The organism is Paucilactobacillus salsurae (assembly GCF_054784995.1).
In genome coordinates, this window is record NZ_BAAHWX010000007.1 from 34,955 (window position 1) to 48,832 (window position 13,878).

The 13,878-nt window shown below is 39.2% G+C and carries 14 protein-coding genes; 12 read left to right on the forward strand and 2 right to left on the reverse strand.

Translation table 11 applies throughout. The features are described from left to right. Positions 1–127 precede the first annotated feature (127 nt). From ACYVQZ_RS07085 to ACYVQZ_RS07105, 5 genes are all read left to right on the forward strand, one after another. Positions 128–556 carry a YwiB family protein gene (locus ACYVQZ_RS07085; RefSeq protein WP_461240708.1) on the forward strand — a complete coding sequence of 143 codons (429 nt, stop codon included), beginning with the start codon at positions 128–130 and terminating at the stop codon, positions 554–556. Positions 557–601: 45 nt separating this feature from the next. Further along, positions 602–1,195, forward strand: a complete 594-nt coding sequence (gene rpoE / locus ACYVQZ_RS07090; protein WP_461240709.1) for a DNA-directed RNA polymerase subunit delta — start codon at positions 602–604, stop codon at positions 1,193–1,195. 273 nt (positions 1,196–1,468) lie between these two features. Further along, positions 1,469–3,067, forward strand: coding sequence for a CTP synthase (pyrG, locus tag ACYVQZ_RS07095; protein WP_461240710.1), 1,599 nt, complete (start codon positions 1,469–1,471; stop codon positions 3,065–3,067). Positions 3,068–3,258: 191 nt separating this feature from the next. Beyond that, the gene (murA, locus tag ACYVQZ_RS07100) at positions 3,259–4,533 is read left to right on the forward strand and encodes a UDP-N-acetylglucosamine 1-carboxyvinyltransferase (RefSeq protein WP_461240711.1); all 1,275 of its coding nucleotides are present in this window, start codon (positions 3,259–3,261) and stop codon (positions 4,531–4,533) included. Positions 4,534–4,636: 103 nt separating this feature from the next. Beyond that, positions 4,637–4,882, forward strand: a complete 246-nt coding sequence (locus ACYVQZ_RS07105) for a type B 50S ribosomal protein L31 (protein ID WP_461240712.1) — start codon at positions 4,637–4,639, stop codon at positions 4,880–4,882. Between the two features lie 42 nt (positions 4,883–4,924). Here ACYVQZ_RS07105 and ACYVQZ_RS07110 read toward each other — a convergent pair whose 3' ends face one another. Beyond that, on the reverse strand, positions 4,925–6,079 hold the full coding sequence (locus ACYVQZ_RS07110) for an MFS transporter (protein ID WP_461240738.1): 1,155 nt from the start codon (positions 6,077–6,079) through the stop codon (positions 4,925–4,927). Between the two features lie 196 nt (positions 6,080–6,275). Here ACYVQZ_RS07110 and ACYVQZ_RS07115 point away from each other — a divergent pair, with 196 nt between their 5' ends. Continuing rightward, positions 6,276–6,974 (forward strand): class A sortase, encoded by a 699-nt coding sequence (locus ACYVQZ_RS07115; RefSeq protein ID WP_461240713.1) that lies wholly within the window; start codon positions 6,276–6,278, stop codon positions 6,972–6,974. On the opposite strand, the gene ACYVQZ_RS07120 is transcribed toward ACYVQZ_RS07115, so the two are convergent. Then, positions 6,971–7,438, reverse strand: a complete 468-nt coding sequence (locus ACYVQZ_RS07120) for a low molecular weight protein-tyrosine-phosphatase (RefSeq protein ID WP_461240714.1) — start codon at positions 7,436–7,438, stop codon at positions 6,971–6,973. The two genes, ACYVQZ_RS07115 and ACYVQZ_RS07120, sit on opposite strands and share 4 nt — an antisense overlap. Before the next feature lie 115 nt (positions 7,439–7,553). On the opposite strand from ACYVQZ_RS07120, the gene ACYVQZ_RS07125 reads away from it, so the two are divergent. The 6 genes from ACYVQZ_RS07125 (at position 7,554) to alr (ending at position 13,816) form a co-directional block, all read left to right on the forward strand. Next, complete coding sequence (locus ACYVQZ_RS07125; RefSeq protein ID WP_461240715.1) at positions 7,554–8,117, forward strand: LemA family protein; 564 nt, start codon at positions 7,554–7,556, stop codon at positions 8,115–8,117. 23 nt (positions 8,118–8,140) lie between these two features. Continuing rightward, positions 8,141–9,040 carry a zinc metalloprotease HtpX gene (htpX, locus tag ACYVQZ_RS07130; RefSeq protein ID WP_461240716.1) on the forward strand — a complete coding sequence of 300 codons (900 nt, stop codon included), beginning with the start codon at positions 8,141–8,143 and terminating at the stop codon, positions 9,038–9,040. A gap of 108 nt (positions 9,041–9,148) precedes the next feature. Continuing rightward, entirely contained in the window at positions 9,149–10,525 is a 1,377-nt protein-coding gene (locus tag ACYVQZ_RS07135) for a UDP-N-acetylmuramoyl-tripeptide--D-alanyl-D-alanine ligase (protein WP_461240717.1), read from the forward strand. Positions 10,526–10,662: 137 nt separating this feature from the next. Beyond that, positions 10,663–12,174, forward strand: a complete 1,512-nt coding sequence (cshA, locus tag ACYVQZ_RS07140) for a degradosome RNA helicase CshA (RefSeq protein ID WP_461240718.1) — start codon at positions 10,663–10,665, stop codon at positions 12,172–12,174. Between the two features lie 159 nt (positions 12,175–12,333). After that, complete coding sequence (gene acpS, locus ACYVQZ_RS07145; protein WP_461240719.1) at positions 12,334–12,696, forward strand: holo-ACP synthase; 363 nt, start codon at positions 12,334–12,336, stop codon at positions 12,694–12,696. A gap of 4 nt (positions 12,697–12,700) precedes the next feature. Beyond that, entirely contained in the window at positions 12,701–13,816 is a 1,116-nt protein-coding gene (gene alr / locus ACYVQZ_RS07150) for an alanine racemase (RefSeq protein ID WP_461240720.1), read from the forward strand. The last annotated feature ends 62 nt before the right edge of the window (positions 13,817–13,878 follow it).

Sequence of the window (13,878 nt, forward strand, 5' to 3'; positions counted from 1 at the left end):
TTAATGATTACTATTATACAAAAAACGCAGTATAAAGTCATATACGGAAATTAAAGCAAAAAATACCAATTAAGTCATGAAAATGGGTATACTATCAATAGCAGAATTATTTGGTGGGGAAGTGACAATGATTAAAGAACAATTGCCTGTAAAAATCCAGTTAGAAACGCAAATTGAACAAGATGGTCAAGTGGAGACCTTTAAATTTGATGAAGAGGGTGCTTTGGTTGATTTAGGCGCCAAAAAATATCTACGTTATAAAGAAACTAAAGAACAACTCAAAGTGCCAGTGACGTTTAGTATTGCAGAAACTGGTGAGGTTTTTTTAACACGGCAAGGCCAAACGCATTTACGGTTGCCCTTTGCCAAACAGCAGGTTTTACCAACCCATTATCAAACAGAGTATGGGTTAATGAAACTAGATGTGAAAACAACGTTACTTGAGACGGATATCAGTTTTGAAAACGCTGAAGGCAAAATTAATGTTGACTATGAACTTTATGCGGGTAATCAACTTCTAGGAAAGTATCAAATTCGATTGCAATTTAGCGCATAACATTGTATTATGTAGTTTAGACTTTTTGAAGGGATGTGCACCAATTTGGATTTAAAAATTTTTGACGGCCAAGACAAATCTGAGCTTTCAATGATTGAAGTGGCACACGCCATTTTAGCTCAACACGGTGATGCGATGGCTTTTGTGGATTTAGCAAATGAGGTCCAACAATATCTTGGTAAGAGCGATGAGGAAATCAGAGCACGGCTATCACAATTTTATACAGATTTGAATATTGACGGCAGTTTTATTTCCCTTGGTGACAATACATGGGGTCTTCGTGCATGGTACCCATTCGAATCAATCGATGAGGCCACGATTCGTGAAGAAGACGACGATCAACCAAAACGCAAAAAGCGTAAGAAAGTTAACGCATTCTTGGTTGATGCTGGGGATGACGATGACGTCATTGATTACGATGATGATGATCCAGAAGATGAAGATCTCACCGGTGACGAAGACGATGACGATTTTGATGATAAAAATGACGCAGATTACGACGATGACGACGACACCGAAAATGTTGACGAAGATGAAGACATTCCGGAAGATGGGATCGAAGGTCAATTGGCTGAATTAAAAGACGACGAAGACTTCGGTGATGATGACGCCGAAGACGACGATGATAACGATCTTTAATCAGCAATTAGGCACCAAGTAAATTTTAAAATTTAAGTGAGCAAAGCTGAATCAGTGATATAACTTGATTCAGTTTTTATATTGGTCATACAATTTATACGCGTTGTCCTTGACTCGACATCATGAACCTTGTATTATTCTATTTGGGCTCCCATTTATCCGTTTGGATAATGAGAAAAACGAACGAAATGCTCCCTATTCAGTTGAATAGGGAGTTCTTTTTATTTTTTTTAACAGTGGTCACCCTCAAAATTTTCCCAAAGGAGCATAAGAATGACAAAGTATATTTTTGTAACAGGCGGGGTTGTTTCGTCACTTGGTAAGGGAATTGTGGCAGCGTCACTTGGTCGACTATTAAAAAATCGGGGATTGAAGATTACTATTCAGAAATTCGATCCTTATATTAATGTCGATCCGGGGACGATGAGTCCCTACCAACATGGTGAAGTCTTTGTGACTGATGACGGCACCGAAACAGATCTTGATTTAGGGCACTACGAACGATTTATTGATATCAATTTAAATAAATACTCTAACGTAACAACCGGGAAAATTTATTCAGAAGTTTTACAAAAGGAACGGCATGGCGATTATTTGGGCGCAACTGTCCAAGTAATTCCACATATTACTAACGCAATCAAAGATAAAATTATGCGTGCCGGAACGAGTACTGATTCTGATGTTGTGATTACTGAAATTGGTGGAACTGTTGGTGATATTGAATCGTTACCATTCATGGAAGCATTACGCCAAATGAAAAGTGATGTTGGGGCGGAAAACGTCTTGTATATTCATACCACGCTCATTCCATATTTACGAGCTGCTGGCGAAATGAAAACTAAGCCAACTCAACACAGTGTGAAAGAATTACGTGGTTTAGGAATTCAACCAAACATCTTGGTGGTTCGGACTGAAGAAGCGATTACTGACGATATGCGCAAAAAGATTGCACTGTTTTGTGATGTGCAACCAGAAGCCGTGATCGAATCGCGCGATGTGGATACTTTGTATCAAATTCCTTTGAATTTACAAAAACAAAACATGGATCAAATTGTTTGTGATCATTTAGGGATTGATGCGCCAGCGGCAGATATGGCTGATTGGCAAGCAATGACTGAAAAGGTGATGCATTTACAAAATACCATCAAAATTGCGATGGTTGGGAAATATACTGATTTACAAGATGCCTATATTTCAGTTAATGAAGCACTAAAACATGCAGGATACCCTGTGAACGCCAACGTTGAAATTAAGCATTTTAATTCAGAAGATGTTAATGAACAAAACGTGGCAGAATTGTTAGGAGACTTTGCTGGGATTCTCGTGCCTGGTGGTTTTGGTACTCGTGGTATTGAAGGAAAAATTGCCGCCATTAAATACGCTCGGGAAAACGATGTGCCATATTTGGGAATTTGTTTAGGCATGCAAATGGCCTGTGTCGAATTTGCCCGTAACGTTGTCGGCTTAAAAGACGCCAATTCGACTGAAATCAATACTCACACGCCACATAACATCATTGACTTAATGCCGGATCAAGAAGATGTTGAAAATATGGGTGGCACACAACGCTTGGGCGCTTATCCTTGTAAGTTGACGCCAGGTTCCGTAGCTGCCAAGGCTTATGACAATCAGGAACAAATCAGCGAACGTCATCGTCACCGTTATGAATTTAATAATGAGTATCGGGAAGAATTTACGAAACATGGGATGGTCTTTTCTGGAACATCACCAGATAATCGGTTAGTCGAAGTTGTGGAATTACCACAAAAGAAGTTTTTCGTGGCTGCACAATACCATCCTGAATTTTTATCACGACCTAATCGTCCAGAAGGACTATTTAAAGCGTTTGTCAAAGCTGCAAGCGAAATGTAATCAACAGTATAAAAAAACTGCGAATAAATCGCAGTTTTTTTGTGCCTTTAGAGATAACTTCAAAAGTAATAATTATCAGAATTTAATAAATGAATTCGCTCAAACGGTTGTAATTTGTAGTGGCTTTCTTTATCATTACAGATGATTGTTTTTTAAACAACGGACTAGTTTTAGAGTGGAGAAATGTAACAATGAAAAAGATGATCATTCAAGGAGGAAAACGGCTATCAGGCGAAATTACGATTGGCGGAGCCAAAAATAGTACCGTCGCTTTGATACCAGCAGCCATTTTGGCAGATACCCCTGTACAGTTTGATACCGTACCAGACATTTTGGATGTTCATAATTTGATGATTATTTTAAAATCTATGAATGTCACATCACAATTTAATCATGGCAATTTAACAATTGATCCTACTCAAATTGAAGAAGCAGAATTACCAAGTAAGGCGATTAAAAGTTTAAGAGCATCGTATTATTTCATGGGTGCACTTTTGGGACGGTTCCACCGGGCCAAATTAACATTTCCTGGTGGGGATAATATCGGCCCACGTCCAATTGATCAACATATTAAGGCCTTCAAAGCATTAGGCGCCCACATCGATGATCGGAAAGGGACAGTTAACATCACCGCACCAGATGGGTTACACGGTGCACGAGTATTTTTGGATGTTGTTTCAGTTGGGGCAACCATTAATAGTATTTTGGCTGCCGTCCGTGCAGAAGGCACTACCGTGATTGAAAATGCAGCCAAAGAACCCGAAATCATTGATCTTGCTACTTTTTTGAATAATATGGGTGCAAAAATTCGTGGTGCAGGAACAGATGTCATCAGAATCGAGGGTGTAGACTCTCTCCGCTCAATGAACACGCACACAATTATTCCAGATCGGATTGAAGCTGGCACATACTTATCACTTTCTGCTGCAATGGGCGATGGTGTGATGTTACACAATATTATTCCCGAACATCTGGAGTCTTTCACCAGCAAGTTAATTGAAATGGGCATTAATTTACAGATTGATGAAGATAGTATATATGTACCAAAAAGTGACCAATTAAAAGGAATCAATATTAAAACAATGCCATTTCCGGGATTTGCAACTGATTTACAGCAACCAATTACACCACTTCTATCACGAGCCGAAGGTGTAAGTGTGATTGTGGACACCATTTATCCACAACGGATTAAACATGTTCCAGAATTACAAAGAATGGGACTGGATATTCGTGTTGAAAATGACGTGATTTTGGTTGATCATACAAGTGCGCTACATGGCGCAATTGTGGATGCTGGTGAAATTAGAGCGGGTGCATCCTTAATGATTGCTGGTTTAATTGCAGAGGGTAAAACGGTTATACGTAATGCTGATAACATCTTACGCGGTTATGACCGCATTGTTTGGAAGTTGGGCCGGTTAAATGCCGACGTCAGCATTGAAGACGATGCCGAAGTAGAAGCCTGATAAAGGTATTGCTAAAATAAATGATTCGTGTTAACCTAATATGGTTAATGATTTTAATAACTATGTCTCAGGCAATGATTCATGGCAAAGGAGCGAAATACTAATGAAACAAGGAATTCATCCAGATTACCACCAAGTTGTTTTTGAAGATTCAGCAACTGGGTTTAAGTTTATCTCTGGTTCAACCGCAACTTCTGAAGATACAGTTAAATGGGAAGACGGTAACGAATACCCATTGATCCGTGTTGAAATTACTTCAGATTCACATCCATTCTACACTGGTAAACAAAAGTTTACTCAAGCAGATGGTGCTGTCGATCGTTTCAACAAGAAGTATGGCTTGAAATAATAAATAATAAAAACAGGATTGAGCATTGGCTCAATCCTGTTTTTATTTGGCTGCTTTTTGAGTGTGTAAAACATTCATTCTAAATAACATGAAATTCAAGAAAACCAACACCGCAGTGGATAGGAAAACGGCACCATAATTGAAAAATCCAGAAACGGCTGCGCCAATCATTGGCCCTAAAACATTACCAATGGCTTGAAAGCTTTGATTCCAACTAAAGACACGCCCCGTCACCATTGTCGGGGTATTTTTTGTCAGTAATGTTTGAACTTGTGGAATCATGGTGGCATCTGAAATACCAACTAAAAAGCGTAAAATACCAAGTTCCCAAACGTTTTTAACGAAGGCCGTCGGAATAAAGAAACAAATTGCTAAAATAAAACCAATGGTTAAAATACGTTCCGTACCGACCCGATCTCCTAAATCACCAAGTCGCGGTGCTGCCAGCATGGTTGCAATTCCTGGGACGGCAGCAATGATGCCACTGACAAAAGTGACGTTACCGCTATGATGCATCAACTGACGAACATATAAAGAAATAATAGGTGTAATCGAATTATTAGAAGCTTGAATAATCAGAGTCGTGAGCAACATCCCAAAAATCATTTGTGGATTTTTTAAGGATTTCAAAACACCACTAGTAGTAAAAAGGCCCTTGTTAGCAGTTTGTGGCTGAAAATTAGTTTCTTTCACAAATAACAGACTCAGGATGAATACGATTCCTAATAAAGCACCCGTAATAAAAAAAGTAACGCGGTAACTAAAAATAGAGGCTAGCGTACCACCGAGCAATGGTCCTAACAAATTACCACCTGTAATTCCGGCCATCAGAGTTCCCAGCGCGCGGCCACTTTTTTCTTTAGGCGTTTGCGTTGCAATCAAGGCATTAGAATTACTAATGTAACCAGAAAAAATACCTTGAATAAACCTTAGGGCAATTAACTGCCAAACATTTGTTACTAGGCCCATGAGTGCCAATACAACTGCCATTCCGGCAGAAGCACGTAAAATCATGACTTTTCGACCATACTTGTCAGCTAACTTACCCCAAAAGGGTGAAACCACTGCCGTAACTAAATAGGTGACAGAAAAGACCAAGCCCGAGTAAAAATTAAGCTGTGTTTTACTAAAATGGCCGAGGGTATCCACATAAAGGGACATGAACGGCATAATTTCTGAAAAGGCCATGCCCGCCATAAAAACGGAAAACCACAGAACGATTAAGTTCTTTTCCCAGATGGCCCGAGGACGAAAAATTTTATGTTTGAGTGACTGCACTTTGAGCACGGATCCTTTCATTTTTTTGGATTTAAGGTATACTCACTTATGAATAAATTAATATTGATATGTTACCACTGTTTTCATTTGATATTAATTAAACTTGGAGGATGTTATGAAAAAAGGACGTTCAACTGTAAAAAAATGGGTTTGGCGAATCGTATTTACTCTTTTGGTCTTAGTGTCGATTGGTCTCATCTTTAATGAACAGATTAAAAATTATCTAGTCGATAGCTATGCACCTAAAGTGAGCCAAAGTACGATACAAAAAAATAAAAAAAAGGCGGGTAATTATGATTTTAGCAAGGTTAAGTCATTAGATTTTCAAACAGTAGCAAAAGCACGGATGAGTAAACAAAAGTTAAATGTTATTGGCGTTATATCAATTCCTTCTATTAAACTAAACTTGCCAATTGCCAAGGGAGTTTCAAATGTTGTGTTAGCTCTTGCAGCAGGGACGATGCGAGAAGATATGAAAATGGGTCAAGGTAATTATGCACTTGCCGGTCACCATATGGTGGATAAAAAAGTATTATTTTCACCACTTTATGAAAAAGCAAAGATTGGGCAAAAAATTTATGTATCAGATATGAAACACGTTTATCAATATAAGCTTACGCAGCGTAAATTTATCAAGGCAACAAGAGTAGACGTTGTTAAAGATACCCCAACAAAAAAAATCATTACTTTAATTACTTGTGATGCAACAGGAACAAATCGTCTGATGATCAGAGGAAAATTAGCCAAGGTGATGAGTTTTAAAGAGGCACCTAAAAAAGTGCAACATGATTTAAGTGCTAAATATAATAATTAATCTGAGAGTTGTTGTTTAAAAAATGATAACCATGATGGTAATGCTACGGACAATGAGTCATAGGTTTCTTGAAAACGATGGGTGTACCAAGGGTCAGGGATTGCCTGGCCTTTTTTGCTGGGCACTAAATCAAAAATGGCGCAAATTTTGGCATGTGCATTTTCAGGGGCCATCCGTTTTACATCAGCCATGTTCATATCATCCATTGTGATGATGTAGTCAGCGGTAGCGAAGTCATGTTGGTGAATTGGTCTTGAGATTAGCCCTGTATCAGACAAGTTGTGGGCGCGAAGTATTTCACGCGTTCCAGGATGTGCACGATGCCCTTCTTCTTCATTGCTCGTTCCAGCTGAGTCAACAGTAATTTGAGTTGATAAACCAGCATCTGCAATCATTTGACGAAACATCGCTTCAGCCATTGGTGAACGGCAAATATTTCCTAAACAAACAAATAAAATTTTCATGTGGAGATAACAACCTTTCATAAGTTAATTATTAATAAAGTAAATAAGGAGTCCTTTTCAATTGTAGGACAATGCGATACCATAATATTAACTATAACAGAAATGAGGAACTGAAATGATTACAATCATTATTGTTGTCTTGATTATCGTTTTATTAATTGCAGTCTACGCCGGGATTTATAACGGCTTGATCCGGGCACGAACTCACACACAAGAATCTTGGAGCCAAATTGATGTTCAATTGAAGCGGCGAAATGATTTAATCCCTAATCTGGTTGAAACAGTAAAGGGTTATGGTAAGTACGAATCATCAACACTGGAAAAAGTGGTTGAATTGCGGAATCAATTGACGCAAGTGCCCGCTGATGACCATGAACAAACGATGAAGGTTTCAAATCAAATTTCTGACTCATTAAAAACGATTTTTGCCCTATCAGAAAATTACCCTGATTTGAAAGCTAGTCAAGAATATACAAAATTGATGGAAGAATTGACGAATACAGAAAATAAGATTGCCTATTCACGTCAATTATTTAACTCAACAGCTGCTAACTTGAATATGAAAATTCAATCATTTCCAACTAACATTGTAGCTGGTATTCACCATTTTACACAGGTCAATTATTTACAGGTACCAGAAGAAGAAAAGGCAACACCAAAGGTTTCATTCGATAATTAATTTTAGATTTGAGGAACATGTTCATGCTATATCAGCAAATTGCACAAAATAAACGAAGAACAATTTATGTGATGGTCGGTTTCATTTTGCTGGTCGTTTTAATTGGCGCGGCAATTGGCTATGTCTTTTTTAATAGTATGGCTGCTGGAGTTATTATGGCGGCAATCATCGGTGGCATTTATATGACGATGATGATTTCACAGTCCACAAGTGTTGTGATGAGTATGAATCATGCCAGAGAAATTACAGATGCTAACCAGGCACCGGAACTCTTTCACGTGGTTGAAGATATGGCACTAGCTGCCAATGTCCCAATGCCCAAAGTTTACATTATTGATGATCCAAGTCCAAACGCTTTTGCGACGGGGAATGATCCTAAACATGCTGCAGTAGCGGCGACTACAGGAATTTTATCGCAATTAAATCGTGAGGAGCTGGAAGGCGTGATGGGCCACGAAATGTCGCATGTGCGTAATTATGATATTCGCCTGCAAACCATTGCCCTAGCACTTTCGGCTGTGATCGCTATGTTAGTCAATATTGGAATGCACTCCTTTTGGTGGGGTGGCGGTCGTGGCCGTGATCGTGATAACCAAGGTGGTGGCTATCTGCAAATTATTATGATGGTTTTGTCGTTGTTGATTGTCATTTTGGGACCATTAGCCGCGTCAATCGCCCAAATGGCCCTATCTAGAAATCGTGAGTATTTAGCGGATGCTAGTAGCGTCGAGCTCACTCGTGATCCGCAAGGTTTGATTTCAGCGCTAGAAAAAATTTCCAATGCGCAACCAATGAAACGGCCTGATGCAAGTAGTGCTGCACTTTATATTTCAGACCCATTAAAAAAGAAAAAATCATTCGCTCATTTATTCGATACGCATCCACCGATGGATGAACGCATCAAACGACTACAAGCAATGTAAGAAGAAATTCGTTAACTAACGGATTTCTTTTTTTTAATAACAAGATAAACATGCTATAATGTCTTAGTTAGTCCGACTTGGACAGTGAACGAAGGAGTAAATTAGTATATGAAAATGAAATTAGCAGAAATTGCTAAAGCGGTAAATGTTGAAAATGATATTAGCGCATTTGCTGATGTGGAAGTGACCAGTGTTGCATTTGATAGTCGTCAAGTTGAACCGGGCGCTTTATTTGTCCCACTAGTTGGTCAACAAGATGGCCATCGATTTGTGGATAGTGCCTTTCAAAATGGTGCCACGGCTAGCTTTTGGAGTAAAGACCATCCTTTAGATACAAATAACCAATCGGTGTTAGTTGTTGATGATCCGCTAACAGCTCTTCAAGAATTGGGAAAATATTACCTCAGTAAAATTAATCCGTTAGTGATTGCAGTTACAGGTAGTAACGGTAAAACTACAACGAAAGACATGATTGCTTCAATTTTAGCTACACAAATGAACGTGACAAAAACCTATGAGAATTTTAACAATCAGATTGGGGTACCAGTTACACTATTGAACATGGATGCCAATACAGAGGCAGTCGTAGTTGAAATGGGTATGGATCATTTTGGTGAGCTCGATTTTCTCAGTAAAATGGTGCAACCCAATGTTGCAGTAATCACGATGATTGGTGAGGCCCATATTGAGTTCTTCGGATCGCGCGATAAAATTGCCGATGCGAAGATGGAAATTACGCACGGGCTACAAGAAGATGGGACCTTTATTTTTGATGGGGATGAACCATTACTTCAAGAACGCGCACAGACAATTACTCAAGATAAATTAAGTTTTGGAAGACAGTTGGAAAATGACTTATACGCAACCAGTGTTCAATTAAACGATCATAGTATTACATTTAGTGTGAATGAATGGCCGGATCGTGAATTCACATTACCAATGATTGGTGAATATAATGTCAACAATGCTTTAGCAGCGCTTAGCGCAGGCAAACTTCTCCATATTTCCGCGGACAATATGCAATCGGCCCTAAAAAATGTGGAATTAACTGAAAATCGTGCTCAATGGGTAAGTGGTGCTAACGGTGGTAAAATTTTAAGTGACGTTTATAATTCAAACCCTACCGCAGCAAAACAAGTATTGCATGCATTTGCAGCTACAACCACAACAGGCAAACGAATCGCAGTACTGGGAGATATGCTGGAACTAGGACAACAAGCAGATGAGATGCATGCGTCACTGGCTAGTGAGTTGAATCCAAAAAAAATACAGAGTGTGTATTTAATTGGTTCTCATATGTTGGCTTTAAAAAAAGTTTTAGAAAAGTCTTACGCAGATGCGGCTATTCATTACTATAGCGTTGAAGAAAAAGGCCAGTTAATCATGGATTTAAAAGAAGAAGTAACGAAAGATGATATTGTCATGATTAAGGCAAGTCATGGCTTACATTTAGAAGATGTTTTAACTGGTTTACAAACCAATTAAAATTTCTTTTTTCTTGTGTTGTCTTCAAACAAAGGATATACTAGCAAGGTTGTAGATTTTATTTTTCACGAAATTAACCGGTATGGACAACGGATTTTGTCTTGATTAATTTTTCGCAATTACAGGAGGAAATATATTTGAAGTTTAGCGAATTAGGCCTCTCAGAAGACCTATTAAAAGCAATTAAGCGCAGTGGTTATGAAGAAGCCACACCCATTCAAGAACAAACGATTCCAATGGTTCTTGATGGCCAAGATGTGATTGGTCAAGCTCAAACAGGGACAGGAAAAACCGCTGCCTTTGGGTTACCAATTATTGAACACGTGGATACCAATAATCCCGCGATTCAAGCGCTGATCATTTCACCAACCCGAGAATTAGCAATTCAAACTCAAGAAGAATTGTATCGGTTGGGAAAAGATAAGAAAATTAAAGTACAAGTTGTGTATGGTGGTGCTGATATTCGCCGTCAAATTAACAACTTGAAAAATCATCCACAAATTTTAGTCGGGACACCTGGTCGATTACTCGATCATATTAATCGGCGAACCGTTAAATTAGAAGAAACACAAACGTTAGTGTTAGATGAAGCTGACGAAATGTTGAACATGGGCTTTTTAGAAGATATTGAATCAATTATTAAAAAGACACCATCAAGTCGGCAAACATTACTATTTTCAGCCACAATGCCACCTGAAATCAAACGAATTGGAATCCAATTTATGACGGATCCTAAACAAGTTAAGATTAAGGCCAAGGAATTAACGACTGAATTGATTGATCAGTATTATGTTCGGGCTCGTGAATTCGAAAAATTTGATATTATGACGCGTTTAATTGATGTGCAAGATCCAGATCTAACTATCGTATTTGGTCGCACAAAACGTCGTGTTGATGAATTATCAAAAGGTCTCATCGCTCGTGGCTATAACGCTGCGGGAATTCATGGTGATCTAACACAACAACGTCGTAGTCAAATCATGCGTCGTTTTAAAGCTGGAAAGCTAGACATTTTGGTGGCAACAGACGTGGCTGCCCGTGGTTTGGATATTTCGGGTGTTACGCATGTTTATAACTATGATATTCCACAGGATCCAGACAGTTATGTTCACCGAATTGGGAGAACTGGTCGTGCCGGACACCACGGTGTTTCATTGACCTTTGTCACACCAAATGAGATGGATTATCTTCGTGAAATTGAAAAACTAACGAAGGTTAGAATGTTACCATTGAAGCCACCAACGCAAGAAGAAGCCTTTAAAGGGCAAATTGCGGCGGCTTTAGGTGATATTGAAGGCTTAGTCCAAAAAACAGATACTGATAAATACGCTGCAGAAGCCGAAGAATTACTCAATCGCTTTGAAGCAATTGATTTAGTAGCAGCATTATTGAATGATGTGACTAAAGATGATGCTAGTTCTGTTCCTGTTAAGATTACACCAGAACGCCCATTACCTCATCGCAAACAACATTCAAACGGTGGCGGACATTATTCAAGACACCGTAGTGGCGGTTCAGGTCATGGCCGTGGCAATGGTGGCGGTTACCGCGGTAACTCTAATCACCGTCGTAGTAGTCGGCGAAATGATAACCATGGTAGCAGTCATTCGACGCGACATGGCTACAATATTCATAAAAAACAAAGTTAAGGTTTGATAACCTGACTATCCGATAGATCCGTGTGTTTAACAAAGCGCATGGATTTTTCATTACATAAAAACATTGGCGTTTTCTTGTCACTAATAGTGTGTTTTGCTATAATTTAGGGCATTCGAAACGTTAAAATAATTGTCAAAGGACTTAATAAAATGATCGCAGGAATTGGAATTGATTTAACTGAAATGAAACGAGTGGAAGAGTTAGTGGCTAACCATCTTCAGTTTCCTGCGCGCATTTTAACTGAGGTCGAATTGTCACAGTATCAAGCCTTAACAGGCCGGCGTCAACTTGAATATTTAGCTGGACGCTATGCGACCAAAGAGGCATTTAGTAAGGCACTTGGGACGGGAATTGGCAGCCAATTTTCATTTCAAGATCTAGCGGTTCTTGATGATGAAAATGGCAAACCCGTTGCGCAAACAGCGGTTTTTGATGGTAATATTCATCTGTCGATTACGCATACTAATGAGTATGCTTTAGCACAAGTTACCTTGGAAAGGGAGTCATTGTAGAAAAATGGTCATCGGAAAGAATCGAGCAACTAAGTTAGTCGTGGATTTATCAGCAATTAAGCATAATATTGCTGAAGAAAGAAAACTCTTGGACGACCAAACACAAATCTTTGCGGTTGTAAAAGCTAATGCCTATGGACATGGGCTTTTGCGTGTTGCGCAAACAGTTATTGAAGCAGGAGTGACGGGATTATGTGTGGCCATTTTGGACGAAGCTCTTTATTTACGTCAATCTGGAATAACGGTTCCTATTTTAGTGCTGGGGATTACGGAACCAGAAAAAGCGGTTTTGGCCAGTCAGAATGATATCTCACTAACGGTAGGCAGCGTGTCATGGATGATGGCGTATCAATCCGTTATACAAGCACAAAGTAGTTTACCACCACTGAAAGTGCATCTGGCGCTTGACACAGGAATGGGACGGATTGGGTTTACAGAGGTCGCTGAATTTCAACAAGCTCTGACAATGATTAAACAACCTGAATTCATTTTTGAGGGTCTTTTTACCCATTTTGCTACTGCGGATGAAAAAGACAGGCATCATTTTGATGTACAGGTAAATCGCTGGCAGAACTTTATGCAGGTTGTTGAGACAAGGCCCAAGTATGTGCATGTTGCTAATTCGGCTACTAGCTTATGGCATCTTAAAGCAGATGGAAATATGATTCGTTTTGGAGCAGCAATGTATGGTATGAATCCATCAGGAAGTAGTTTGCCATCTCCATATGAACTCCAGCAAGCTGCTAGCTTAGAAACTAAACTAAGTTTTGTTAAGCAAATTCACACTGGGGATAAAGTGAGCTATGGGGCAACCTATACTGCAAAGCAGGATGAATGGGTGGGCTCACTAGCGTTAGGATATGCCGATGGCTACCCGCGACGAATGCAAGGATTCTATGTCCTGGTGGATGGTCAAAAATGTGAAATCATTGGCCGCGTCTGCATGGATCAGTTGATGATCCGGTTGCCAAAAAAATATCCAATTGGAACAAAGGTGACTGTCATGGGAAAAAATGGTCAGCAACAAATTACAAGTACAGATATTGCTGAATATGCAGGTACAATTAATTATGAAATTATGACGCAGATGGCTGAACGGGTTGACCGTCAGTATCTTTAATTACTAGATTAGTGTTGCTAAGACAGTTACTAAAACGTGTTATTGTGGTATAATCAACGAAA